The organism is Pararhizobium sp. LjRoot238 (genome assembly GCF_964252955.1).
In the GTDB taxonomy this organism is placed as follows: domain Bacteria; phylum Pseudomonadota; class Alphaproteobacteria; order Rhizobiales; family Rhizobiaceae; genus Pararhizobium.
Genome location: NZ_CAXUPP020000001.1, coordinates 2,806,821 through 2,831,119 on the forward strand (window position 1 = coordinate 2,806,821; position 24,299 = coordinate 2,831,119).

Consider the following 24,299-nt stretch of genomic DNA (forward strand, 5'->3'; position numbering starts at 1 on the left):
GCCATGTCCCACGAAAAGCGAACCCTTGAATTCTACGTGCTGGCGGTCTTTTTCGCTTTGTTCGTCTTTTTCCTCTATGGGCCGCTTTCGGCCGTTCTCATCCTGTCCTTCCAGGGGCCGGACGGGGGCCTGACCTTTCCGCTCAACGGCGTCTCGGTGCACTGGTTCTACAATCTCTTCGAACAGCAGGCCGTCGGCGATTTCGGGGCATCCTTCAAGCGGTCCTTCTCGCTCGGGCTGATGGTCATGGTGGTGAACGTGCTCGTTTCGCTGCTTGCCGGTCTTGCCTTCCGCCGCAAGTTCAAGGGCTCGACGGTGCTGTTCTACCTGACCGTCGCAAGTCTTGTCGTGCCGTCGATCATCATCTCGCTCGGCATCGGCGTCGTCTTCCAGCAGCTCGGCCTCAAACCCGCCTGGTATTCCTCGGCCTTCGGCGCGCACCTGACCTGGACGCTGCCGTTCGGCGTACTGATCATGTTTGCCGTGTTCAACCGCTTCTCGCCGTCCTATGAGGAAGCCGCCCGCGATCTCGGCGCGACCTCATGGCAGACTTTCCGGCATGTGCTCCTGCCGATGATCGCGCCGAGCCTGATCGGCGTCGGCCTGTTCGGCTTCACGCTCTCTTATGACGAATTCGCCCGCACGCTGATGACGTCCGGCACCTACAATACGCTGCCGCTCGAAATCTACGGCATGACGACGAACGTGACGACGCCGGTGCTCTATGCGCTCGGCACGGTCACCACGCTCTTTTCCTTCTCCATCATCCTCCTGGCGCTTGCGATCATCATGGTGATGCGCCGCAGGCAAGCGAAACTGGTCTGATCCCGCATGCGCATTCTTATCGTCAACCCGAACACCACCCGATCCATGACGGAAAAGGCGGCGGAAGCCGCACGGGCCGTCGCCGGACCCGGAACCGAAATCACCGCCGCCACGTCGCAGATGGGGCCGGTCTCGATCGAGGGGCACTATGACGGGGCGCTCGCCTTGCCCGGTTTGCTGGCGGAAATCAAAAAGGCCGAGGCCGCCGGTGTGCAGGCGGCGGTGATTGCCTGCTTCGACGATACCGGGCTCGATGCCGCCCGTTCGCTGGCCGGCTTTCCCGTGCTGGGGCTCTGCGAATCCGCGCTGGTAACAGCGGGGTTTCTCGCTCAGCGCTTTACCGTCGTGACGACGCTGGAGCGCTCGCGGGTGCTGCTTGAAAACCTGTCCCGCCATTACGGCTTCGGCGGCCGCGCCACTGTTCGGGCTGCCGATATTCCGGTGCTCGAACTGGAGGACGCGGCGTCCGGTGCCATCGGCAAGTTGCGTCGCCAGATCGAACTGGCGCTTGTCGAAGATGGCGCCGAAGCCATCGTTCTCGGTTGCGCCGGCATGGCCGATCTCGCCCACGCGCTGCAGGAGGACTATGGCGTTCCGGTCATCGACGGCGTCTCGGCGGCGGTAAAGCAGGCCGAGGCGCTGGTCGCTCAGCGGCTGACCACGAGCAAGCGGGGGTCCTATGCGACGCCGCTGGCGAAGGCGTATGTTGGCGGCATGCGGGAGTTTGCTCCAGACGCGGTTTGATCTCCGCCCTCAAGGGGGGCAACATATGGTGGTCGTCCGTTTCGCCTGATCTGCTATCGCCTCAACACGTTCAGGGGTGTATGCCGATGCCGACCGAATTGCGGCGGGACATGATCGCCGAATTCGAAAAGATCAAGGCGGGCCATGAGTGAATTTGATGCAGATGTGATCGTGGTCGGGGCCGGCTTTACCGGCCTTTCGGCGGCGGATGCGCTCGTTGCCGCGGGGCTCGATGTCATCGTGCTCGAAGCGAGGGATCGTGTCGGCGGACGCGTGGAGTCGGCGGCTTTTTCGGATGGTGTGCGGGTCGACACAGGCGGCCAGTTCATCTGTGACGAGATGCCGGAAATCATGGCGCTGACGCGCCGGTTTGGCAAAGCGCTTGCCGAGACGCCCATGGAGGGCGCCTTCCTGATACAGCGGCATCCCAAATCCCCGGAAACCGGTTCCACTTTTGCGGAATCGGGCCGTATCCGGGCGCGGGTAAACAGGATCGACCCGCACGATCCGAATATCGCCGGCCTGACGGCGCAGGCGTGGCTCGGCGGGCAGAGCGATCCGCCCGATGTCAAGGCTGGCTATCAGGCGATGGTTGAGGGGCTCTGGTGCCGTTCGATCGGTGAAATTCCGCTCTGGTATTTGATCGACAATGACCGGCGCGTCACGAGCCACGGCAACGAGTTGCAGTATTTCGTCGAAGGGACAATACATGCCGTTGCCGAGGCCCTGGCGGCGACGCTTGGTCCCCGCCTGCAACTCGATACCGCCGTTACAAACATTGCTAGAATGAACGGATCGGTCACGGTCACCACCGGCAATCGTGACGTGTTGAAGGCACGGCAGATTATCGTTGCCGCGCCGCCGGTCATGGCGTCGCGGATCACCCACGAGCCCGATCTACCGAAGCCGCTGATCGACGCATTTGGTGCCTGGAAAAGTGGCACCGTCATCAAGACGTTCGTGCGATACGGGCGGCCTTTCTGGCGCGACCGCGGATTGAGCGGCATGGTGATGTGGCGCGATGTCCTTGGTCTTTTCGCCTGCGATGTCAGCAGTCGTTGGGCGTCGGCGCTCGTGGTGTTTGCGGGAGGGCCGCTGGCTGCCGAATGGAGCGGGAAGGGGGCTGGGTTCATCCAGTCCGAAATCATCCGTCGCCTCGTCGCCACGCTGGGCAGCGAGGCTGGAGAGTATATGGATTTTCAGATGCGCGACTGGGTCGGCGATCGCTGGAGTGGCGGAGGCTACAGCGACGTCATCACCGACCTTTCAGCCTATGACGCGGAAGCGACCATTCGGGCCGGTGCGCCGCCCGTGCATTTTGCCGCTTCGGAACTGGCCCCGTCCTTTCCTGCCTACATCGAAGGTGCGATCGTCGCTGGCCGCGAGGCTGCCGAGCGCGTAATGGCTGCATTGCAATCAGAACATCAGCCGGCAAGCGCCACCAGCGCATCGGGGTCGTAGGCGAGCCGGATCGGTGCGCCGAAGGGAGTGTCGTCGGCACCGAAATTACTACCGGTCCAGTTCGGGATAGACCCGATCGAGGATGCTGGGGCGCAGCTTCTCGCCGATCAGGCAGTCGGTGGAGGGAGCGGCCTGGACTGGAACGACCTGTTCCGCCGGTTGCTGGCGGCTCACCTCCATGACCAGTTTTTGCCGGATCGCCACGGCGAAATCCTCCGATCGGCGAACGGGCAGCACGAACGAACCGGGGCCGCCGATGACGCAGTCAGCGTAATACTGGTCCAGCGAGCCAGCGCTGCCGGACGGGCGGATGATGATGGCGAGGCCATTGATGGTGGTGCCGCTCGCGACCGCCGCATCGCGGGCGGGGTCGACCGGCGGGCCGAGATTGTTCGGGCCGTCGCCGGACACGTCGATCACCCGGCGCATCGCATCATAGGGGTTGGCGGCGATGAGCTTCGACGCAAAGGCGATCGCGTTGGAAATCGATGTGCCCCGTCGTGTGTAAACCGGCCGGGCAGCAAGACGGTCGGCGAAAGCTGCGGCATCCTCGGCGTCGTCGATCAACTGCCAGTCGACCAACGAGGTTTCGTTGACGTTGCCTGCCCACTCGAAATAGCTGATGGCGATCCGCCCATTGAGGCCGGCGGTTGCCGCATTGATGAAATCCGCATGGCGCAGGGCTTCCACGTAACCCATACGTTGCACGCGCGCTTCCTCGATATCCATCGAACCGGACATATCGACGGCGAGCACGAGCGCGACGTCAACCTGTGGGCTGCTGGCGGCCGGGGTAACGGCAGCAACGCCCGAAAGACTTAAAAGCATCGCAAGTGTCGTGAACATCATGTCATCCAATCACTGCTGCCGGTCTTAAGAAGCAAAAAGTGTAGCACAGGTCATCCGTCAGGCGATCCTTTCGCATGGTGGCGAGTTCAACAATCGGTGATTTGCCGAAGCAGATGCCTTGTGGTGAAACTTGCGGTTGATTGGAGTGCTTGACGAAATGCTTTTGAAAAACGACACCGACGCGGTCCTTCTCGACCGGTTCCAGCAAGCGGCGTTCGGTTACTTCCTCGAATATGTCAATCCGGACAACGGGCTTATCGCCGATACGTCTCTTCCTGGCGCCCCATCCAGCATCGCAGCGACAGGTTTCGGCCTTTCCGCCTATCCGGTCGGCGTCGAGAGAGGCTGGATGAGCCGGCAGGATGCGGCGGCAAGGGCCCTGGTTACGCTGCGTTTCTTCGCCGAAAGCCCGCAGGGCCGCGACAAGAATGCGACGGGGTACAAGGGCCTCTACTACCACTTTCTCGACATGAGGACCGGACAGCGGACATGGCGCAGCGAGATCTCGCTGATCGACAGCGCGCTTTTTTTCGCCGGCGTGTTGACGGCCGCCGCCTATTTCAACCAGGAAAACGAGGTCGAGGCCGAGATACGATCCTGCGCGGCTATGCTCTATGCCCGCGCCAACTGGGCCTGGGCGCTCGACGGCAAAGGGGCATTCTGGCTCGGATGGAAACCGCGGAGCGGTTTTCTGCCGCATCGCTGGGAATCTTACAGCGAAGCGCTCATCCTCTATGTTCTGGCGCTTGCCTCTCCCTCCTACCCGATCGGCAAGGAGAGCTACGATGCCTTTACCGGGAAATTCGACTGGATGACGGTGAAGGGAAAGCCGTTTCTCTATGCCGGACCGCTGTTCATTCATCTTTTTTCGCATGCCTGGATCGATTTCCGCGGCATTCGCGACGCGGCCGTCGCGGCGAAAGACACAGATTATTTCGAAAACACCTGCCGGGCGATTGCCGTGCAGCGCGATTATGCGATCAGCAATCCCGGCGGTTTTGCCGGTTATGGTGCCGATATGTGGGGACTGACATCCTGCGACGGGCCTTTGCGGCCGCGCCGTCTGCAGGATGGCCGCCACCAGCATTTTTCCGGCTATGCGGCGCGCGGTGCGCCACTCGGACCGGATGACGGCACGATCGCGCCATGGGCGCCGCTCGCCTGCCTGCCATTTGAGCCGGAGGCCGCGATCTCGGCGACACGCCATGTCGTCTCGACCTATCCCGGGGTCATCGAAGAGGGACGGTTTCTCGGCAGCTTCAATCCGAGCGTTCCCGGCAAGGCGGCCGAAGGATGGCTCAACAATCGCAGCGTCGGTCTTGACCAGGGCATCCTGTTGATGATGATTGAAAATCATCGCACCGGCCTCATCTGGAACCTGATGCGCGAATCGCCGGCCATCCGGCGCGGCTTGAAAAGAGCGGGCTTCTCCGGCGGTTGGCTTTGAGATAAACGGGCTGCCTGCATAGAAAGAGGCGCCCTTTGGACGAGAACCCAGATACCGACGGTTGGCCGGCCTCTCCCTGGAAAGAGGATGCGCAAGCGGCCATGGCCTGGCAGGCGCAGCGATTTCCGCAGGTTGCCGCCTCACTTGCCGGCGACGACGCGGATTTTTCGTTGGTGACTGACATATGGCGCAAAGACAGTGCCGAGATCGCCGATCTCTTGGACTATCAAGGCCGGTTTGCGGCAGGAATGGATGACCGCACGAAGGGCGCTCATCTGGTCGCCTTCTGCAGCCACCAACTCAGCATCGCTGCCGGTGCCCTCTATCTGAGGACCGGGCTGGTGCCGGATCTCGATCCGGGAAGCCTCGCTATCCGTTTTGAACCGTATGCTCCGAAAAACGCGGGCGAGATTACGCTGGTCTGCCCATCCGATGCCCGCCGCTTTCATTTTCGCTTTCGCAAGTTTCGCCAAGGCCGTGACAGTGCATCCCTGTTTCACGGCAGCTTCGTTGCCAGCCTTGCGCCGGTCGTCGAAACGGTGAAGGCCCGTACCGGTTTGTCGTCGGTTGCGCAATGGCGGCTGGCTGCCGACGGCATTGCCGGCGCGTTTCTCGAAATCGGCGCGGCATCGGCGCAAGAGGAGCGAGCGATGGCTTCGGCGCTCGCTATCGTCAACACGGAAGGCTCGCCGCTCTGTTCAAGCGCATTGCGCTATCAAAAGATCGCCTCGATCGTGAGTGGCGTGCCAGTCGAGCGCATTTTTCGCCTGCGAAGCGGCTGCTGCCTGTATTACCGAACGGATGGCGGGACCTTTTGCGATGTCTGCGTGCTTCTCGACGAGGAGACACAAAAAAGCCGCCTGCGCACTCATCTCGAACGCGCAGGCGGCTGATGTTGCAAGCTGGTTCGTTATGCAGATTTCAGGAAGCGCTCGTTGAAATAACCCGAGACAAGGCCGAGCACGATCCACGAGGCAAGGGCGGTCGCCAGCGCGGCAACGGCGAATTCGGCGCCGAGAACGGCCGGAACCGGGCTCGAAATATCCGCAGGCTGCGGCGCGCCGTAGATATGCGGCGCGGCGATCGCCACAAGGCCGGCGATTTTCGCGACGATTTCGGGGCGCAGCGCAAGCAGATACAGGCCTGCTCCGGAGAGCAAGACCGTCGCCATCCACCATATCTGCCGGTCGTGCAGGTCGGCCGCCGGAAAGCCGGGCAATTCCGGCGGCAGTCCGATTGCGGGTAGCATGTGGACCGCCAGCCAACCGCAAGCGCCCCAGAGGACGCCGTTGCGAAGCGTGATTGGATAGCCGATCAGCAAGCTGATACCGGTCAGCAACAGGCTGAAACCTGTGCCGGTTACGAGATTGGCGAGCAAGGTTCCTGAAAACCGGCTCATGCCAAACATGATGCCGCCTTCGTCTTCATGCTCGCCCTCATGGGCGTAAGCCGGCGTGATCGGAGAAAATGCCGCAAGTAGTTCGCCGATCGCGGATGTCTTCTCCAGTGACGAATGCTGTTGCTGTTGATCCTCGGTGCCGGCGGGCTGTTCCGCGGCAGGCTCCTTGCCTTCATATTCTTCGGCGTGAAGGATGATCGGAACGACCCGCGCAGTCTGCGCCACCGTCGTAAAGACACCCGCAATCAGTCCAGCCACCAACGCGGCCAGAAGCGTTTTGACAATCATTTCGATACTCCCAGGTTCAAGCGGAGCGGCTGCGCGTCAGCCCTCTCCGGCTTGCTGTGTTTGAAATCCCCACGGCAAATGCCGCCCGGTGCCGCAGCACGGGCGCATGAACCGTCGAAGCGTGGTTTCATCGAAACCCGCGTTCTGCTGTCGGATCGAATGCGAAAAGCGCGCAGCTTCCCACATCAGCCGATCAATGGCAGGGGAAACCGTAGGAGTGGCGAACGTCGTGCGCGGTATCGTGCAGCACGGCGGAATTGGCGAGACCGGCGCCGAAAACCAGGAACCCGCCGATCAGAAGGGCGAGGATACCGGCGGTGATGCGGTCGTTGAGGGAGAGCGGAATGCTCGAAACTGTAGACGTAGCCATGACAACCTCCGTGATGGCGCGTGGGAAATTTCCCACCAATTGGGCACCATGCCCTTCATCAACCGGCAGGTTTCCTGGCTCGCGGCGTCAGGTGCTTGGCACCAGTGAGCCTGTCTCGCCTTCCCAAGGTGCGGGCCAAGGCCCGCGCCGCAGTGGCTTTTGCCGGATCGACCGGCATGACAAACTCTGACCGCTCTACAGTCGCGGGGTCGGCCGTGATTGAGATGCCCAGCATGGGTCCATCCGTCACGTTCCCATTTACTCCCCGGAAGCGTTCGCTTCCAAGGAACCAATTGATCCGACGATGATTATGATGTCCCCTGGCTCATGTCAATTCGACGATGCGACCCGCGATGCCGCTTTGCCGTCGCGATTGCCGAAGTTCGCTCGTAGGTCTATCCTTCTGAATTGGGGAGCAAAGTGCGCCGGTCGAGGCCGTCTACTTTAAATAACACTGAATGGTTGCTTGTATTTCTGGTTACATTTCGCGTTTTGCGAAGGAAATAGTTCTTTAGGAACCTTGCGGCAGAATACCGCGCGCGTCTATTTGCGAAGAATCATTCACAGAGAAAACAATGAAAACGGCGAGGTCCGAACAGGAATTTCAGAATATTCTTCGGAGGCTGGAGCTCGCGCTCGATGCCTCCCGGATCGGCGTATGGGAACACGATACGCAGACGGATGAAGTCGTCTGGGATAAGCAGATGCACCGGCTCTATGGAACCGGCAAGACAAACAAGCGCGTCAAGGCGGCGGTGTGGGCCAAGGCGATCCATCCTGATGACCGGGAGCAGGCAGAGGCGGATTTCGCCGATGCCATCAAAGGCAAGGGCATCTATTCGTCGGAGTATCGTATTGTTCTGCCAAACGGCAAACTTCGATATCTCCGGTCGAGGGCGCATTGCTTCGAGCAGGACGGAAATATCACGTTCATCGGCGTCGAATGGGACGTGACGGCGGACGTGCTGCTCAATCGGGAACTGCAGCGCCAGAAAGCCATTGCCGAAAAGCGCGCAGTTGCTCTCGAGGCGAGCGCCCGGCGGATCGAACATGCGGCCGAACACGACTACCTGACCGGGCTACCGAACCGCCGCTTCTTCGATCGCCGATTGGCCGAACTTTCAGAGGATGCGGGGCTCGACAAGTTGGCGATCCTCTACATCGGTCTCGACCGGTTCAAGCAGATCAACGACACGGCCGGTCACTCCGTGGGTGACAATGTGCTGAAATCCGCGGCCAGCCGGATTGTCGCCGCATTGCCAAATAGCGCCTTCGTCACCCGCATAGGCGGCGACGAATTTGCGGTTCTGATCGCCAATTTCGACTCCATCGAAGATTTGAAGACGGTCGCCGAGCGGCTGGCCCAGCAGCTGAAGCAATCGATATGGCACAATGACGAAGTGCTGCGCACCGGTGCGTCGATCGGCCTGGCGTCCGCCAGCGGTAGAAACATCGCCAATCTGCTGGCCGAAGCCGATATCGCCCTTCATCGCGCCAAGAAACTTGGCCGGGGCAGGGTGGAGGTGTTCTCGGCGCAACTCAAGGCGCAGCTCAACAACGAGCGCCGCGTTGCCAAGCAATTTGCGCGCGGCCTGGAAAAGGGAGAGTTTGTTCCCTTTTACCAGGCGCAGGTCGATGCGCGCACGCGCCGTATCGTCGGCTTGGAGGCTTTGGCGCGCTGGCGCCATCCGAAACGCGGGCTTCTGTTGCCGGGTGAATTCCTCACCGTCGCGGGAAATCTTGGCATGCTGGACGACCTGGATGCTGCAATTCTGAAAGCGGCGTTGAAAGACCGGCGCGCCTGGATGCGGCAGGGCGTGCTCGTTCCACGGATCGCGGTGAATGTCTCGGCGGCGCGGCTGTCCGATCCGCTTTTGATTGACGACTTGCAGCAACTGGACGTCGAGGCGGATACGCTGTCATTCGAGTTGCTGGAGACGATCTTTCTGGACGACAGCGAGGAAGGCGTGCTTTCCAATGTTGCTGCGCTGAAGGGTATGGGCATCGACATCGAGATCGACGACTTCGGTTCCGGACACGCCTCGATCATCGGGCTGACGAAGGTGAAACCGCGGCGGCTGAAGATCGACCGGCGGCTGGTATTTCCGATCACCACGTCGCGCGAACAGAAGCGGCTGTTGCGGTCGATCGTTGATATCGCCAAGGCGCTCGACATCGAAGTGGTGGCCGAAGGGGTCGAGACGCTGGAGCATGCCAAGCTTCTGACGCGCCTCGGCTGCGATGTTCTGCAGGGCTACGCGATCGCCTATCCGGTCTCGGGGCCCGAGATGCTGGCCAGGTTGATAGAAACGCAAAACAAGGAACTTGCCGTCCAGCTTTGATGGCATTTCTGCAGAAGGCATCTACGAAGCCAGCAGGTCCTGCATCACGCCGATAATGCGGCGGTGCTGATGCGCGTGACGCGTGCGGATGCTGGTCGCGGCATAGACTGCCTGCGGAATGGCAGGGGCATCTTCCACAGGGAAGGCAGTACCCTCTTTGGCAAGCTGCGTTGCGGTGCCGCTCATCACGTAGGCGGCGCCACCCAGCGTCTTCAGCAAATCCACGATGGCGATGTTCTGCCCCGAAGCCAGCGGTGCGGCCGACAGATGCGGCAGCGCCAGCCTGTGCGCCCGGTCGAAGGCGGGGGAGTAGACGGCCTGGATATAGGTTTCTGGCTGCAGGTCGCTGACTGTTCGCGCGATGGTGCTGACCAGTCTGTAGGTCATTTCTCCGATCCGCTCATAATGCAGGTCGGGCAGGTAGTGCGGTGTGTAGAGGATGGCGAGATCGAGGTCGCCGGCCGCCAGATCGCGATTCATCTGGTTGGAGTAGTCCGCTTCCATGTAGATCGATGTTGCCGGAAGATCGGCGCGGATGGCGGACAGCCAGCGGCCGGCAAAGGCTTCGGCCAGATCATGCTGGATACCGAGGCGCATAGAGCGCTCATAGGCGCCGGCATTCTCCACCGCCCGTGTCGCCTCGTGCCATTGGTGCTGCAGTGCCTTGGCATGATCGAGGAAGCGCAGGCCCGATGCGGTCGGCGCGGTGCCGCCCTTGTTGCGGGTGAAGAGCTTGCGGTTGAACTGCGCCTCCAGCGCCTTGACGCGGTGGGAGACGGTCGATTGCGTGATGTTCAGCCGCTCCGCCGTCCGGTTGAAGCTGCGGGTTTCCATCAGGTCGAGGAAGGTTTCGATGAGGTCGATCTGCATGGTTCTCCACCTAAGACCCCTCCCCAACCCTCCCCACGAGGGGGAGGGGGTTACCGAGAATGCGGCGCCTTTCGAGTGGAATGACCTCGGAAGGCGAACCTGGCACGATAAACTCCCTCCCCCTTGTGGGGAGGGTTGGGGAGGGGCTTCTTTCAACACCTCCAATCTAATCGAATTCTTCGATCAATAAAGCGAATTCTGACCGCTTGATGCAAGTCGGCTTCATTGCCAAAACTTCCCTCCAAACAAGGGGACAGACATGTCGAATTTGCCGTCTCATGCGCGCGTCGTGATCATCGGGGGAGGAGCGGTCGGCGCTTCTGCGCTCTACCATCTGGCCAAGGCCGGATGGAGCGATTGCGTGCTGCTGGAAAAGAACGAGCTGACGGCCGGTTCGACGTGGCATGCGGCGGGCAACGTGCCGACCTTTTCATCGTCCTGGTCGATCATGAACATGCAGCGCTATTCGGCCTCGCTTTATCGCGAGCTTGGCACGCTGGTCGGCTATCCGATGAATTACCACGTCACCGGCTCGGTCCGGCTTGGCCATTCGAAGGAGCGGCTGCAGGAGTTCAAGCGCGTCGTCGGCATGGGCCGGTATCAGGGCATGGACCTCGACATCCTGACACCCAGCCAGATCAAGTCGAAATATCCCTTCGTCGAGACGCATGACCTCACCGGCGCGCTCTACGACCCTTATGACGGCGATATCGATCCGGCGCAGCTGACACAGGCGCTGGCGAAAGGCGCGCGCGACATGGGGGCGAAGATCTTCCGTTTCTGTCCCGCCACCGGCGCTCGCCGGGAAAACGATGAGTGGATTATTTCGACGCCGCAAGGCGAGATCCGCTGCGAATATGTCGTCAATGCCGCTGGTTACTATGCCCGCGAGGTCGGCAAGTGGTTTGGCCGCGACGTGCCGATGATGGTGATGAGCCATCAGTACATGCTGTTCGAGGAAATTCCCGAGCTTGCCGCCTGGTCGAAGGAAGCCGGCCACAAGCTGCCGCTGTTGCGCGACGTGGATAGCTCCTACTACCTGCGTCAGGAAAAGACCGGGATGAACCTCGGTCCCTATGAGCGCAATTGCAAGGCGCACTGGGTGACGCCGGATGATCCGATGCCGGAGGATTTCTCCTTCCAGCTCTTCCCGGACGACCTGGAGCGGCTGGAATGGTATCTGAACGACGCCGTCGAGCGTGTACCAATCCTCGGCACCGCCGGCCTGTCGCGGATGATCAACGGGCCGATCCCCTATGCGCCGGACGGCAACCCACTGATCGGGCCGATGCCGGGCGTGCCGAATGCCTTCGAGGCCTGTGTCTTCACCTTCGGCATCTGCCAGGCCGGTGGCGCCGGCAAGGTGCTGGCCGAATGGGTCACAGAGGGTCAGACGGAGTGGGACATGTGGTCCTGCGATCCGCGCCGCTTCACCAGTTTTGCGACCCAAGACTACTGCATCGCCAAGGGCATGGAAGTCTACGGCCACGAATATGCGATGCATTTCCCGAAACACGCCTGGCCGGCCGGTCGCAACAGGAAGTTGTCTCCGATCCACGACCGGATTGCAGTGCTCGGCGCGCAGTTCAAGCCCTACAACGGCTGGGAGCGCGCCAACTGGTACGCCAAGCCGGGCGACGATACGTCCGAGGAATCAACGCAGACTTGGAACCGGGCGGGTCCGTGGGCGAAGCGGATCGAGGAGGAATGCCTGGCGGTGCGCGATGCCGCCGGCATTCTCGATCTTCCGGGCTTCTCGCGTTACCGGCTGAAGGGCGAGGGCGCGCGTGACTGGCTGCTTGGCCTCATTACCGGCAAAGTGCCGAAGCCCGGCCGCATCGGGCTTGCCTATCTCTCCGACGACAGAGGCCGCATCGTCACCGAAATGTCGGTCATGGCGCTGGAGGAGGATTTCTTCTTCCTGATCACGGCGGCGACGGCGCAATGGCATGATTTCGAGTGGCTGAAAAAGCATCTGCCGGAGGATGCGGCGTTTACGCTGGACGATGTGACTGACAATTTTACCTGCCAGATTCTTTCGGGGCCGAAGTCACGTGACATCCTCGCGGAAGTCTCGGACGCTGATCTTTCCAAGGGCTGGCTGACACATCAGAGCTGCCAGATCGCCGGACGCTGGTGCCAGCTGGTGCGGGTGTCCTTCGCCGGTGAACTCGGCTGGGAAATCCATACGAAGATCGACGATACGGCCGTGATCTTCGACGCCGTCTGGGCGGCCGGACAGAAATATGGGCTGAAACCTTTCGGCATGGAGGCGCTGGACTCGTTGCGCATCGAGAAGGGCTATCGCGCCTGGAAGGGCGACCTTTCGACAGACTACACCATTCTGCAGGGCGGGCTGGAGCGTTTCGTCGACTGGTCAAAGCCCGATTTCAAGGGCAAGGCGGCGCTGGAACGCGAGAAGCAGCTGGGTGTGACAAAGCGTTTCGTCACGCTGGTGGTGGATGCCGGTGAATGTGACGCGCCCTACATGTCGACGCTCTGGCATGACGGCAAGGTGGTCGGCGAGACGACATCCGGCAATTGGGGCTACCGGATCGGCAAATCGGTGGCGCTCGGCATGCTGCGTGCCGATCTGGCCGAGCCGGGAACGGAAATCGACGTCGAAATCTACGGCGACCGCTTCAGGGCGACGGTCCAGCCTGACCAGCCGCTGTTTGATCCCAAAAATGAAAGACTGCGCGCATGAATAGGGCCATTCCCTCCAAGGCAAGAGCCGTGATCATCGGTGGCGGCGTGTCCGGCTGCTCTGTTGCCTATCATCTGGCGAAACTCGGCTGGACGGATGTTGTGCTTTTGGAGCGCAAGCAATTGACGTCCGGCACGACCTGGCATGCCGCGGGTTTGATCGGCCAGCTGCGCGCCTCGCAGAACATGACGCGGCTCGCGAAATATTCGCGCGACCTCTACGTCAAGCTGGAGGCCGAGACCGGCATTGGCACCGGCATGAAGCAGAACGGCTCTATTACCGTGGCGCTGACCGAGGAGCGCAAGGAGGAGATCTATCGCCAGGCCTCGCTTGCCCGTGCCTTCAATGTCGATGTGCGTGAGATTACGCCTGGCGAAGTCAAGGAGATGTATCCGCATCTCAACGTCTCCGACGTGGTGGCCGCCGTGCATCTGCCGCTCGACGGCCAGTGCGATCCCGCCAATATCGCTATGGCGCTCGCCAAGGGTGCGCGACAGAACGGCGCGACGGTTCTCGAAGGCGTCAAGGTGGCGGCCGTTCACCAGAAGGACGGCAGGGTGTCTGGCGTTACCTGCGTGCAGAACGGCGAGACCTTTACGATCGAGACGGAAAACGTCGTCAATGCCGCGGGCATGTGGGGGCGCGAGCTTGCCAATCTGTCCGGCGTCACCGTGCCGCTGCATGCATGCGAACATTTCTACATCGTCACCGAACCGGTGGCAGGGCTGAAGTCGCTACCGGTGCTACGCGTGCCGGATGAGTGCGCTTACTATAAAGAGGACGCCGGCAAGATGCTGCTCGGCGCCTTCGAGCCGGTGGCGAAGCCCTGGGGCATGGACGGCATCCGCGAGGATTTCTGCTTCGACCAACTGCCGGAGGATTTCGACCACTTCGCACCCATTCTCGAAAAGGCGGTGAACCGCATGCCGATGCTGGAGACGGCCGGCATCCACACCTTTTTCAACGGCCCGGAGAGCTTCACGCCGGACGATCGCTACTATCTCGGCGAAGCGCCGGAGCTGAAGGGCTATTGGGTCGCGGCCGGCTATAATTCGATCGGCATCGTCTCCTCCGGTGGCGCCGGCATGGCACTGGCGCAGTGGATGAACGACGGCGAGCCGCCGTTTGATCTCTGGGAGGTCGATATCCGCCGGGCGCAGCCGTTCCAGAAGAACCGCGCCTACCTCAAGGAGCGCGTGACCGAGACGCTCGGCCTGCTCTATGCCGACCATTTCCCCTATCGCCAGATGGCGACTGCGCGTGGCGTGCGCCGCACGCCGCTGCACGAGCATCTGAAGGCGCGCGGCGCAGTGTTCGGCGAAGTGGCGGGCTGGGAGCGGGCCAACTGGTTTGCAAAGCCCGGCCAGGCGCGCGAGTACAAGTACAGCTGGAAGCGGCAGAACTGGTTCGAAAACCAGCGCGACGAACATCTGGCGATCCGGGGTGGCGTCGGCCTGATCGACATGACCTCTTTCGGCAAGATCCGTGTCGAGGGCCGCGATGCGCTTGCCTTCCTGCAGCGGCTCTGCGCCAACCAGATGGATGTGGCTCAGGGCCGGATCGTCTACACGCAGATGCTCAATGCCCGCGGCGGCATCGAGAGCGACCTGACGGTCACCCGTCTCTCCGAAACGGCGTTTCTGCTGGTCGTTCCCGGCGCCACCCTGCAGCGCGATCTTGCCTGGTTGCGCAGGCACATCACCGACGAATTCGTCGTCGTCACCGACGTCACCGCATCGGAATCGGTACTTTGCGTCATGGGGCCGAAGGCGCGTGCGCTGATGCAAAAGGTGAGCCCTAACGACTTTTCGAACGCGGCGCACCCCTTCGGCACGGCACGGGAAATCGAAGTCGGCATGGGCCTCGCCCGCGCCCATCGCGTCACCTATGTCGGCGAACTCGGCTGGGAACTCTATGTCTCCACCGACCAGGCGGCGCATGTGTTCGAGACATTGGAAGAGGCGGGTGCCGATGTCGGGCTGAAGCTCTGCGGCATCCATACGCTCGACAGCTGCCGCATCGAAAAAGCCTTCCGCCATTTCGGGCATGACATCACCGACGAGGACCATGTGCTGGAGGCCGGGCTCGGTTTTGCCGTCCGCCCACAGAAGGGTGATTTCATCGGCCGCGACGCGGTGTTGAGGAAACAGGAAGCGGGTCTGTCTCGCCGGCTGGTGCAGTTCAAGCTGACCGATCCGGAGCCGCTCCTGTTCCACAACGAGGCGGTGGTGCGTGACGGCAGGATCGTCGGCACGGTGACCTCGGGCAACTACGGCCACCACCTCGGCGGCGCGATTGGGCTGGGCTATGTGCCCTGCGAGGGCGAGAGCGAGGCCGAGATGCTTGGCTCATCCTACGAGATCGAGATTGCCGGAGCGCGGGCGAAGGCAGAGGCGTCGCTTGCGCCGATGTATGATCCGAAGGCGGAGCGGGTGAGGGGGTGATGCAGGACACATCAGCGTCGGCCGGGATGACCCCCCTCTGTCACTTCGTGACATCTCCCCCACAAGGGGGGAGATTGGTGGCGGCATCGGCTGCGTGCCCCATTGATTTCGCGATGTATCTGCGAGTCTTGCCGCTCACCGTTTTAGCAAAGACAATCCACTTGCTCCCGATCTCCCCCCTTGTGGGGGAGATGTCACGCAGTGACAGAGGGGGGTGCGCCACGCGCTCTTCAGCTTGGAGGAACTCCCATGCTCGCACCTGACACCAAAACCACCGCCGCACCGTCCGCCGACCGCATCGGCCAACTCGTCGCCGCCCACAAGCCGGGGCACGGCCTTACGCGTCCGTTCTACATGGACCCGGAAATCTATGAGCGCGATCTGGAGCGCGTGTTCCGCCGCCATTGGCATTGCGTCGCGCATGAGAGCGTCATTCCAAAGCCGAACGATTTCGAAGTGTTCCGTATGGCGTCCGAGCAGGTGATCGTGACGCGCCATGCGGACGGCACGGTGCATGCGCTGCTCAACGTCTGCCGTCATCGCGGCGCCGAGGTCTGCACCAAGGACAAGGGCAATGCCCGCGTCTTCGTCTGTCCTTACCATGCCTGGACCTATGGCAATGACGGGAGCTTGAAGGCCGCCCGGCTGATGCCGAAGGACTTCAGGCGGGAGGATCATGGGCTGAAGACGCTGCACGTCCACGTCGTCGAGGGGCTGATCTTCATTTCCTTTGCCGAGAACCCGCTGGATTTCACCGAGGTCGAAAACCTGTTGCATGCCACCTGCGGCCAATATGGCTGGGGTCAAGCCAAGGTGGCGCACCGGCAGAGCTATCCGGTCGAGGCCAACTGGAAGCTGGCGGTGGAGAACTATGTCGAGTGCTACCACTGCGGTCCGGCGCATCCGGAATATTCGCAAACCCATGCGCTGGAGCAGCCGCTGCCCATGATCGAGGCGCTGAACGTGGAGATGGAGGAGCGCACCTGCGCGCTCGGGATCCAGGTTGGCTCGGGCGATCACTGGCAGACCTCGGCGAATGGCAAGGAGACGATCCATGCCTTCCGCTATGCGCTCTATGATGGCGTGAAGACCGGCAGCCAGGACGGATCGCCGCTCAGCATCCTGATGGGCCGTTTCACCGCGTTCGATGGCGGCGTCACCTCCGTCCATCTCGGCGGCACCTCGTTCCTCGTCTGCTACCCTGACCATGGCATGATCTACCGCTTCATTCCGAAGGGGCCGGAAGCGTGCGAGATGGAACTGATCTGGCTCGTCAATGGCGAGGCCGAGGAGGGCAGGGATTACGATCTTGCCAAGCTGACCTGGCTCTGGACGGTGACCACCGACGAGGACAAGGCGATCATCGAACACACCTCGCGCGGCGTCCGCTCGCACTATTTCGTGCCCGGCCCGATCGCGCCGATGGAGCAGAACGAGCTGCGCTACGTCAACTGGTACCTGGACGAGATCAGCCGGGCGAGCTGACGCCCGGTTTCATGGAATGCGTCCACGAACCTCGGTGACCCGGTACGACCATTTTGGCGCGGTCGGTTCCACGCCGTAGCGATTGGGGAAGGTGAAGAAGGTTTCGAAGCTCTGGCTCCGGCCGGCGGGAATGCGCGCCAGAACGAGCGCGGTGTCCTCACCGAGCGTCCTGCATTGGTTTTTCGGGCAGTCCTCCAGCGTCACCGCCAGCCTGAAATAGTCGAGGTTGAAGCTGCTTTTGTTCACCACCGTGCCGGTCGCACGATAGCTCGTGTCTGTCCGGTTGGGCTCGAACGCCAGTCCCTCGACGGCTATATCCTCCGGCGACGGCCGGGCCTGCGGAATGCTCCGATCGGTTTCGGTATCGGACGGGTTGCCACCCTCATTGATCCAGATAACAAAAGCGACGATCAGCCCGGCTGCAACCATCAAGCTGAGGACCGGTTCGGCAAAGTGCTGGAAGCGCGACGAGCGCATGGCGAAATAGATAATCAACAGGCCTGCAAGCGCAGGAAATATCCAGATCATCAAAGTCCTCCCGCTCTTTATATAGGCGGGGCACTGGCGCGAGGGAAGCGGGGTGCGATGCCGGGTGGCGATTGTCATGCGAGGTGGAACAAAGCGCCCGCCCGCCCGTTTCCCGTCTGTCGTTCCGACGCGTCAATCACGGAAAAGGAGGAAACCCAATGGCACAGAAAGCCCTGGAAGACCTGTTCTACGACCTGCTCAAGGACGTCTATTATGCCGAGCGCAAGATTCTGAAGGCCTTGTCGAAAATGGCCAAGGGTGCCCAGAACCCCAAACTGAAGGCAGCGTTTGAAAAGCATCGCGAGGAAACCGAGGGCCAGATCGAACGCCTGCAGCAAGTATTCGAAATTTTCGGCAAACGCGCAGTCAGCAAGAACTGCCCGGCGATCGATGGCCTCATTGAGGAAGGTGAGGAAGTTCTCGAAGACTTCAGGAATTCACCGGCGCTCGATGCCGGCCTTCTGGCGGCGGCACAGGCCGTCGAACATTACGAAATCGCCCGCTACGGGGCGCTGAGGACCTGGGCAACGATGCTCGGTCTCAAGGATGCGGTCAAGCTGCTCGACGAAACGCTGCAGCAGGAAGGCAAGACTGATCACGAGCTGACGGCATTGGCGGAAGCCTCGATCAATGCGATGGCTCTCAAGAAGGCCGCGTAAAACACTCCCTGATCAAAATGGCCGGATTTGCTTCCGGCCATTTTCTCATTTCAGGCTGATCCAGTAGGAGCCGTTGAAAGGAACGGCGGCGAAGCGCGCGTTGATTTCCTTCATGCTCTTGTCCGGATCGACATCTGCAAACAGCTCCGGCCGCAGCCAGTGGGCAAAGGCTTCGGCCGCAAGAATATTCAGCGGCACGGCATTGAAGAAATTCCACAATCCATGCACGCGGCCCGTCTGTATGCCCTTGAGGTTGGCAAGAACCGGGCTTTTCACGGCTTCGCCGAGGGTCTTGCGCGCCTCGTCTGCCGTTACGCCCGGGCCGACGGAGAAGACGCTATAGGTGCCACCCGGCGAAGCCGTGGCGATGTAGACTTCCGGGTTCGCAGCAAGCAGATATTCACTGCTGACGATGCCGCCCTGGCGCGGCAGGTTCTTATTCGCGATGTTGCGGCTGCCGGTGATGGCGATGAATTCGCCAAGCCCGCCGGTGCCATAGGCGTAGCAGCAGCGATCCGGATTTGGGAAGGCGTCCATCAGCACGGTGGGGCCTAGCTCCGGATTGGCAACGACACGGTCGGTGATGCGCTTCAGGTGTTCCTCGTAGAAATCGGCGAAGGCGTTTGCCTGTTCCTCGCGCTCGAGGATCCTGCCGAGCAGGCGCATGTTGCCGGGGGTGTTCTTCAAGGGGTCGCTGTTGAAATCGACCACGAACACCGGAACGCCGGTCGTTTCCAGATAGTCGATTGCCCGCTTGCCGAGTTCGGTATCGGCCTGCCAGTTCGCCATGATGGCAAGGTCAGCCTTCAGCGACAGGATGGTCTCGAAGGACAGGCCGTCACCGGTGCCGTTGCCGATGATCGGTACGTCGGCAAGGGCCGGAAATTTCGCGACGAAGTCGTTGTAAATCTCCGGGTTGTCGCCCTTCATGTCGCCGGACCAGCCGGCGAGCAGGCTGACCGGATCCGGGTGGATCAGCGACAGCGCCACGAGATTGAAGCCGCTGCCGAGCAGGATCGCTTTCGGCTTTGCCTCGATTGCCACCTGCCGACCGATCCCGTCGGTAAGCGTCATCGGCCAACGCTCCTGTGCGTTCGATAAGGTCGAAAAGGCCAGAAACAGGCCGAGGGTCAGGAGAAAAAGGCGCTTCACACTCATTGCTTTCTTTGGGGCTTTCTTTGGGCCGGCAGTGCGCAGAGCTCGCCGCAGCTCGGAATACCGGGCAGCAGATAACGCAGGCAGCAGACTTTGCGGCGGCACACGGTCTCTCCGCCTTCGATCTCGTGGCGCAGGCAGCCGAGGAAGGGGTTGGCCGATCCATCGGGCAAATGCGGCGCGGAAAAGAGCGGCCGCGAAGCCCAGGCATCGCCGTCGCCCGCGTGTTCTCGCTCGGTCGCGTTGAAGGCGTAGTCGATGTAGACCGCCGCATTGTTCCAGGCAAGTTTCGGCGCCATGCCACCCTGCGCCTTCAGTTGCGCGACGACTTCGGCGAGATGCTGGCTGATCAGAGGCACCACGAAGGACAGGAGATCGCCGTCTTCGCCTTCGCTCCAATCTCCCACACGGGCGAGCCCCAAGGCCCGGGGCAGTCCGTCCTCGGCAAGCGCGATCGTCATGTTTTGCGCGGCGACCGGCAATGCATGATCGGCCCGGCGAGCGACGATGTAGGGGATCGTCAGGATCGAAAAATAATAGAGCGACCACATGGAGGCGACCGCGCGCCGATCGGTGCCGCCGTGCGTGGCGGCATAAGTGTCAAGCGCCGCTGAAAAGCCGCCGGAGCGGAAGAATTCATCCAATGGAACGGCGTCGTCCAGTTCCGAGGACAGCATCATCTTCTCGCCGCACCAGGCATGTTCGCCGGCAAAGACCGCCTTCAGGCTGGATGGCCCGAATGCGGTCTTGTCCTCGTGGTTGGCGGTCACCGTCAAATTCTTACCAGCTGTATTTCAACGAGCCGATCACGGCGCGGCCCTGGTCGCGGTAGCAGAAGCCTGCCGAGCAAACCGCTTCGCGCCGATCGAAGACGTTGGTGGCGTTCACCTGCAGACGCAGGCCTTCATACTTCTTGTCGAGAGCTGCGAAGTCATAGTGGGCGGCGGCATCGAACAGGACGCGAGAGGAGTTGCGCGTCGTGTTCTGGTCGTTGCCGTAGCTGGACCCGAGGAAGCGCGCGCCGGCGCCAAAGCCGAGGCCGGCGCCCACGCCATCCTCAGGCAAGGTGTAGTCCGCCCAGATCGAGGCCATGTGGCGCGGCACCGAGGAAACATAGTTGCCGACCGTATCCGCCGGGCCCTCGGTGATCTTGGCGTCGGTATAGGTATAGGACGCGACCAGCGACAGGCCGTTGTCGAGGCTGGTGTTTGCCTCGATCTCGAAGCCGCGGGACCGCACTTTGCCGCGCTGCACTTGGATGTTTTCAGGCCCCGTCGGCAGGTCTACGACCTCGTAGTAGAGGCTGTTCTTCTGGTCGATGTTGAAGAGGGCGGCGGTGATCAGGGTGTTGCTGTTCGGCAGGAGATACTTGACGCCGATTTCTTCCTGCTGGCTCTCGGTCGGTTTGAACGGCTGGTTCGTTTCCTTGTTGATGCCGGCGTTGGGCGAGAAAGCTGTGGAGTAGCTGATATAGGGCGCAAGACCGAAGTCGGTCTCATAGGTCAGGCCGATGCGGCTGGAAAATGCCTTGTCCTTCTGGGACACCGAGTCCACCGCGTCCACCGCGTCGGTGGTCAGATCGGTCGTGTCGGTGTCGGTCGAAACCCAGTCATAGCGTCCGCCGGCCGTCAGCGTCCACGCGTCGTAGCGGATCTGGTCCTGCACATAGGTGCCGAGCTGCCACTGATCCTGCTCGACGCGGCTGGTGAAGTCGATCGGATCGGTCGGGCGGCCTTCCGTCGGATTGTTGGTATCGAGCGGCGGCGTGGAGCCGGTGCCGGACAGCGAACGGAAGCGCAGCTTGGTGTAGTCGATGCCCGCAAGCAATGTGTGGTCCAGCGCGCCGGTATCGAACTGGGCTTCCAGCTGGTTGTCGATCACGAAAGCCGTCAGGCGTTCGTCGAACGTGCCGGCGCTGCTGTCGAGCAGCGTCGGATCGACGGCGTTCGGCGCATAGGCGAAGGCCCAGTCCGTGTCGATATTCAGCGTCGAGACACGCATGTTCTGGCGGAAGGTGAACGTCTCGTTGAGACGGTGCTCGAATTCGTAGCCGATGCGGGCCTGCTTTTGCACGGAATCGTTGAAATCCGGATTGCCGGCGAAAATATCCGTCACTTCGCCGGTCAATGGATCGTTGTAATACGCGGCAGTGCCGCCGGTCTTGGTGCGCGAGTATTCGCCAAGGATCGTCAGCTTCGTGTCTTCGTCCGGCTTCCAGGTGAAGGCCGGGGCAATATAGGCGCGGTCGTCGGGAACGCTCACTTGCTCGGTGTCGGCGTCACGCAGCAGGCCGGTCATGCGGTAGTAGACCGGGTCGGTTTCGTTGATCGGGCCCGAGAAATCGAACTGCCCCTGGTAACGGTTATCGGTGCCGTATTGCAGCTGCAGTTCATGCAGCGGCACTTCGGTCGGCCGCTTGGTGATCAGGTTGAAGAGACCGCCGGCGCCGGATGCGCCGTAGAGCGCCGACGAAGGGCCGCGCAGGATGGAGACACCTTCGAGACCATAGGGCTCGGTCTTGAACAGCGAGGAACTGGCGCCCGGCTGGCGCAGGTTGTCGCGGAACACGCCAGTATAGGTGACGTCGAAGCCACGCACCGTGAACGAATCGAAGCGCGGATCAAAGCCATAGGCGCCGACGCGAGAACCCGGCGTATAGGCGAGCGTGTCGAGAAGGGTCTGCGGGTTGCGGTCCTTCAACTGCTGTTCCGTTACCGACGAGATCGATTGCGGCGTCTGCAGGAAGGGCGTGTCGACCTTGGCGCCGGTGGCGCTGCTCGTGCCGACATAGCCATCGGCGGTGATGACGCCGCCGCTGCCACCGGTGACGGTCAAGGCCTCGAGCGTCGTCGCCCCGTCACTCGTCGTTGCGGCTTGCTCTGCGTCCTGCGCGAAAGCCGCCAGCGACAATGCGAGCAGCGAGGTGCCGGCGAGGGCGAAACGGACGGTGGACCGGATGGGATAACGAAGATGGGGCATGTCATGCGCTTTCTGGACAGGCAATAGCTTATAAGATGACTCCTTCTATCAAGATTATTTTCGCAAAGAAGCAAAATGTATGACTTAAATAGTCATGTTTTATAGGTGTGGGATTTGCGCAACATTTCAGTGAAACCTGCAGGATATTCCGTTGGTTAGCGCAAAACGCGGAAAGACCGCGCTTTTGAGGCGCGGTCTTTGCAGGGAAGTGAAGTGGCAAATCGCGGCGACGACCTGGTGGCGCTGGTGCGGTTACCCGTGATTGATCATCACGTGGCGCACGGCAGTGTAGTCCTCCAGCGCATAGATCGACATGTCCTTGCCATAACCCGACTGCTTGACGCCGCCATGCGGCATTTCGTTGGTCAGCATGAAGTGGGTGTTGATCCAGGTGCAGCCATATTGCAGGCGGGACGCCGCCTTCATCGCCTTGCTGATATCCTTGGTCCAGACCGAGGAGGCAAGGCCGTAGTCGCTGTCGTTCGCCCAGGTGACCGCCTGGTCGTTGGCGGCAAAGCGGGTAACGGAGACGACGGGGCCGAAGACTTCGCGGCGGACGATCTCGTCTTCCTGGGTGGCTCCCGCGACGACTGTCGGCTGGAAGAAGAAGCCATCCTTGCTGCCGAGGCCGCCGCCGGTGGTGATCTGGATATGCTTCTGTTCCGTGGCGCGCTCGACAAAGCTTGCCACCCGGTCGCGCTGGCGCTTGGAGATCAGCGGGCCGATCTCGTTTTCGGTGTCGTCGGCGAGGTTGTAGCGGATGGTCGAGACGGCGGCGGTGAGGTCGGCGACGAGCTTTTCGTAGATGCCGTTCTGCGCATAGATACGGCAGGCGGCGGTGCAGTCCTGACCGGCATTATAGTAGCCGAAGGTGCGGATGCCACTCACGACGGCTTCGAGGTCGGCGTCGTCATAGACGATGACCGGCGCCTTGCCGCCGAGTTCGAGATGGGTGCGCTTGACGGTCTTGGCGGCGGCCTGCAACACCTTCTTGCCGGTGGCGATATCGCCGGTGATCGAGACCATGCCGATCTTCGGATGGTTGATCAGGGTGTTACCCACCGTTTCGCCGCGCCCGAGGACGACGTTGACGACACCTTCCGGCAGGATATCGGCGAGCAGCCGCGCCATCTTCAGCGCCGTCAGCGGCGTCTGCTCGGATGGCTTGAAGACGACGGTATTGCCGCCGGCAACCGCCGGCGCCAATTTCCAGGCCATCATCATCAGCGGATAGTTCCATGGCGCGATCGAGCCGACTATGCCGACGGGATCGCGGCGGATCATCGAGGTATGACCGGGCAGGTATTCGCCCGCCACCGTCGCCTGCAGCGAACGGATGGCGCCGGCGAAGAAACGCCAGCAGTCGATGATCGCCGGCAATTCATCGTTGCGCACGGCATTGATCGGCTTGCCGCAGTTGAGCGCCTCGAGCGCTGCAAAGCCGTCGGCATCCTTTTCGATCGCATCGGCGATCTTCAGGAGATAGCCGGAGCGTTCGGCGGGCGTCGTCATCGACCAGCTGGTGAAAGCCCTCTCAGCCGCATCGACGGCCCGCTCGATCTGCGACTGCGAGGCTTCCGGCAGGTCGATAATCTTCTCGCCTGTCCGCGGATTGAGGATCAGTTCCTCGGCTTCGGTGCCGGCCTCGAATGTCGATCCGATCAGCAATTGCGTATCCATGTCCGTTCTCCCTTTTTCTGGCGTCTGTTTTTGTCGGAAAACCGGTGTCCACTTTTCCGAAACAGAC

19 protein-coding genes and 1 riboswitch are annotated in these 24,299 nt (G+C 61.6%); of the genes, 10 read left to right on the top strand and 9 right to left on the bottom strand.

Going from position 1 to position 24,299, the window contains the following annotated elements:
* Positions 1-3 precede the first annotated feature (3 nt).
* From ACSQ3F_RS13660 to ACSQ3F_RS13670, 3 genes are all read left to right on the top strand, one after another.
* Entirely contained in the window at positions 4-825 is an 822-nt protein-coding gene (locus tag ACSQ3F_RS13660) for an ABC transporter permease (protein ID WP_436100708.1), read from the top strand.
* Between the two features lie 6 nt (positions 826-831).
* Positions 832-1,569: an aspartate/glutamate racemase family protein gene (locus ACSQ3F_RS13665; RefSeq protein ID WP_436100709.1), complete on the top strand. Its 738-nt coding sequence runs from the start codon at positions 832-834 to the stop codon at positions 1,567-1,569.
* A gap of 144 nt (positions 1,570-1,713) precedes the next feature.
* Positions 1,714-3,030 (top strand): flavin monoamine oxidase family protein, encoded by a 1,317-nt coding sequence (locus ACSQ3F_RS13670; RefSeq protein WP_436100710.1) that lies wholly within the window; start codon positions 1,714-1,716, stop codon positions 3,028-3,030.
* 48 nt (positions 3,031-3,078) lie between these two features.
* On the opposite strand, the gene ACSQ3F_RS13675 is transcribed toward ACSQ3F_RS13670, so the two are convergent.
* Positions 3,079-3,876, bottom strand: a complete 798-nt coding sequence (locus ACSQ3F_RS13675) for a DUF1194 domain-containing protein (protein WP_436100711.1) — start codon at positions 3,874-3,876, stop codon at positions 3,079-3,081.
* A gap of 160 nt (positions 3,877-4,036) precedes the next feature.
* Between ACSQ3F_RS13675 and ACSQ3F_RS13680 the strand changes: the two genes are divergently transcribed.
* Positions 4,037-5,326 carry a glucoamylase family protein gene (locus ACSQ3F_RS13680; protein ID WP_436100712.1) on the top strand — a complete coding sequence of 430 codons (1,290 nt, stop codon included), beginning with the start codon at positions 4,037-4,039 and terminating at the stop codon, positions 5,324-5,326.
* A 35-nt stretch (positions 5,327-5,361) separates the two neighbouring features.
* A complete protein-coding gene (locus ACSQ3F_RS13685) occupies positions 5,362-6,219 on the top strand; it encodes a (2Fe-2S)-binding protein (RefSeq protein ID WP_436100713.1) in 858 nt (285 codons plus the stop codon).
* 17 nt (positions 6,220-6,236) lie between these two features.
* Here the strand turns inward: ACSQ3F_RS13685 and ACSQ3F_RS13690 are convergent, their stop codons facing one another.
* Both ACSQ3F_RS13690 and ACSQ3F_RS13695 read right to left on the bottom strand, forming a co-directional pair.
* Complete coding sequence (locus tag ACSQ3F_RS13690; RefSeq protein WP_436100714.1) at positions 6,237-7,013, bottom strand: CbtA family protein; 777 nt, start codon at positions 7,011-7,013, stop codon at positions 6,237-6,239.
* 193 nt (positions 7,014-7,206) lie between these two features.
* Positions 7,207-7,383 (bottom strand): CbtB domain-containing protein, encoded by a 177-nt coding sequence (locus tag ACSQ3F_RS13695; RefSeq protein ID WP_113005357.1) that lies wholly within the window; start codon positions 7,381-7,383, stop codon positions 7,207-7,209.
* Between the two features lie 47 nt (positions 7,384-7,430).
* Positions 7,431-7,692, bottom strand: a riboswitch (cobalamin riboswitch).
* Positions 7,693-7,958: 266 nt separating this feature from the next.
* On the opposite strand from ACSQ3F_RS13695, the gene ACSQ3F_RS13700 reads away from it, so the two are divergent.
* The gene (locus tag ACSQ3F_RS13700) at positions 7,959-9,725 is read left to right on the top strand and encodes a bifunctional diguanylate cyclase/phosphodiesterase (RefSeq protein ID WP_436100715.1); all 1,767 of its coding nucleotides are present in this window, start codon (positions 7,959-7,961) and stop codon (positions 9,723-9,725) included.
* Between the two features lie 21 nt (positions 9,726-9,746).
* Here the strand turns inward: ACSQ3F_RS13700 and ACSQ3F_RS13705 are convergent, their stop codons facing one another.
* A complete protein-coding gene (locus ACSQ3F_RS13705; protein WP_436100716.1) occupies positions 9,747-10,595 on the bottom strand; it encodes a LysR family transcriptional regulator in 849 nt (282 codons plus the stop codon).
* Between the two features lie 259 nt (positions 10,596-10,854).
* Here ACSQ3F_RS13705 and ACSQ3F_RS13710 point away from each other — a divergent pair, with 259 nt between their 5' ends.
* From ACSQ3F_RS13710 to ACSQ3F_RS13720, 3 genes are all read left to right on the top strand, one after another.
* The gene (locus tag ACSQ3F_RS13710; RefSeq protein ID WP_436100717.1) at positions 10,855-13,302 is read left to right on the top strand and encodes a GcvT family protein; all 2,448 of its coding nucleotides are present in this window, start codon (positions 10,855-10,857) and stop codon (positions 13,300-13,302) included.
* Positions 13,299-15,746 (top strand): GcvT family protein, encoded by a 2,448-nt coding sequence (locus ACSQ3F_RS13715; protein ID WP_436100718.1) that lies wholly within the window; start codon positions 13,299-13,301, stop codon positions 15,744-15,746. Before ACSQ3F_RS13710 ends, ACSQ3F_RS13715 begins: the two co-directional genes overlap by 4 nt.
* A 249-nt stretch (positions 15,747-15,995) precedes the next feature.
* Positions 15,996-17,231 (top strand): aromatic ring-hydroxylating oxygenase subunit alpha, encoded by a 1,236-nt coding sequence (locus ACSQ3F_RS13720; RefSeq protein WP_436100719.1) that lies wholly within the window; start codon positions 15,996-15,998, stop codon positions 17,229-17,231.
* 9 nt (positions 17,232-17,240) lie between these two features.
* On the opposite strand, the gene ACSQ3F_RS13725 is transcribed toward ACSQ3F_RS13720, so the two are convergent.
* Positions 17,241-17,759, bottom strand: a complete 519-nt coding sequence (locus ACSQ3F_RS13725; RefSeq protein ID WP_436100720.1) for a hypothetical protein — start codon at positions 17,757-17,759, stop codon at positions 17,241-17,243.
* A gap of 158 nt (positions 17,760-17,917) precedes the next feature.
* Here ACSQ3F_RS13725 and ACSQ3F_RS13730 point away from each other — a divergent pair, with 158 nt between their 5' ends.
* Positions 17,918-18,418, top strand: a complete 501-nt coding sequence (locus tag ACSQ3F_RS13730; protein ID WP_436100721.1) for a ferritin-like domain-containing protein — start codon at positions 17,918-17,920, stop codon at positions 18,416-18,418.
* A 45-nt stretch (positions 18,419-18,463) separates the two neighbouring features.
* Here the strand turns inward: ACSQ3F_RS13730 and ACSQ3F_RS13735 are convergent, their stop codons facing one another.
* From ACSQ3F_RS13735 to ACSQ3F_RS13750, 4 genes are all read right to left on the bottom strand, one after another.
* Positions 18,464-19,576, bottom strand: a complete 1,113-nt coding sequence (locus ACSQ3F_RS13735; RefSeq protein ID WP_436100722.1) for an ABC transporter substrate-binding protein — start codon at positions 19,574-19,576, stop codon at positions 18,464-18,466.
* Positions 19,573-20,253: a siderophore-iron reductase FhuF gene (gene fhuF, locus ACSQ3F_RS13740; RefSeq protein WP_436102149.1), complete on the bottom strand. Its 681-nt coding sequence runs from the start codon at positions 20,251-20,253 to the stop codon at positions 19,573-19,575. Before fhuF ends, ACSQ3F_RS13735 begins: the two co-directional genes overlap by 4 nt.
* A 100-nt stretch (positions 20,254-20,353) precedes the next feature.
* Entirely contained in the window at positions 20,354-22,552 is a 2,199-nt protein-coding gene (locus tag ACSQ3F_RS13745; protein ID WP_436100723.1) for a TonB-dependent siderophore receptor, read from the bottom strand.
* A 252-nt stretch (positions 22,553-22,804) separates the two neighbouring features.
* Positions 22,805-24,232, bottom strand: a complete 1,428-nt coding sequence (locus ACSQ3F_RS13750; protein ID WP_436100724.1) for a gamma-aminobutyraldehyde dehydrogenase — start codon at positions 24,230-24,232, stop codon at positions 22,805-22,807.
* Positions 24,233-24,299 lie beyond the last annotated feature (67 nt).

Excerpts from the sequence above, each read along its gene's own strand:
- ACSQ3F_RS13660 (WP_436100708.1), top strand. The coding sequence starts at position 4 with ATGTCCCACGAAAAGCGAACCCTTGAATTCTACGTGCTGGCGGTCTTT.
- ACSQ3F_RS13665 (WP_436100709.1), top strand. The coding sequence starts at position 832 with ATGCGCATTCTTATCGTCAACCCGAACACCACCCGATCCATGACGGAA.
- ACSQ3F_RS13670 (WP_436100710.1), top strand. The coding sequence starts at position 1,714 with ATGAGTGAATTTGATGCAGATGTGATCGTGGTCGGGGCCGGCTTTACC.
- ACSQ3F_RS13675 (WP_436100711.1), bottom strand. The coding sequence starts at position 3,876 with ATGTTCACGACACTTGCGATGCTTTTAAGTCTTTCGGGCGTTGCTGCC.
- ACSQ3F_RS13680 (WP_436100712.1), top strand. The coding sequence starts at position 4,037 with ATGCTTTTGAAAAACGACACCGACGCGGTCCTTCTCGACCGGTTCCAG.
- ACSQ3F_RS13690 (WP_436100714.1), bottom strand. The coding sequence starts at position 7,013 with ATGATTGTCAAAACGCTTCTGGCCGCGTTGGTGGCTGGACTGATTGCG.
- ACSQ3F_RS13695 (WP_113005357.1), bottom strand. The coding sequence starts at position 7,383 with ATGGCTACGTCTACAGTTTCGAGCATTCCGCTCTCCCTCAACGACCGC.
- ACSQ3F_RS13700 (WP_436100715.1), top strand. The coding sequence starts at position 7,959 with ATGAAAACGGCGAGGTCCGAACAGGAATTTCAGAATATTCTTCGGAGG.
- ACSQ3F_RS13705 (WP_436100716.1), bottom strand. The coding sequence starts at position 10,595 with ATGCAGATCGACCTCATCGAAACCTTCCTCGACCTGATGGAAACCCGC.
- ACSQ3F_RS13710 (WP_436100717.1), top strand. The coding sequence starts at position 10,855 with ATGTCGAATTTGCCGTCTCATGCGCGCGTCGTGATCATCGGGGGAGGA.
- ACSQ3F_RS13715 (WP_436100718.1), top strand. The coding sequence starts at position 13,299 with ATGAATAGGGCCATTCCCTCCAAGGCAAGAGCCGTGATCATCGGTGGC.
- ACSQ3F_RS13720 (WP_436100719.1), top strand. The coding sequence starts at position 15,996 with ATGCTCGCACCTGACACCAAAACCACCGCCGCACCGTCCGCCGACCGC.
- ACSQ3F_RS13725 (WP_436100720.1), bottom strand. The coding sequence starts at position 17,759 with ATGATCTGGATATTTCCTGCGCTTGCAGGCCTGTTGATTATCTATTTC.
- ACSQ3F_RS13730 (WP_436100721.1), top strand. The coding sequence starts at position 17,918 with ATGGCACAGAAAGCCCTGGAAGACCTGTTCTACGACCTGCTCAAGGAC.
- ACSQ3F_RS13735 (WP_436100722.1), bottom strand. The coding sequence starts at position 19,576 with ATGAGTGTGAAGCGCCTTTTTCTCCTGACCCTCGGCCTGTTTCTGGCC.
- fhuF (WP_436102149.1), bottom strand. The coding sequence starts at position 20,253 with ATGATGCTGTCCTCGGAACTGGACGACGCCGTTCCATTGGATGAATTC.
- ACSQ3F_RS13745 (WP_436100723.1), bottom strand. The coding sequence starts at position 22,552 with ATGCCCCATCTTCGTTATCCCATCCGGTCCACCGTCCGTTTCGCCCTC.
- ACSQ3F_RS13750 (WP_436100724.1), bottom strand. The coding sequence starts at position 24,232 with ATGGATACGCAATTGCTGATCGGATCGACATTCGAGGCCGGCACCGAA.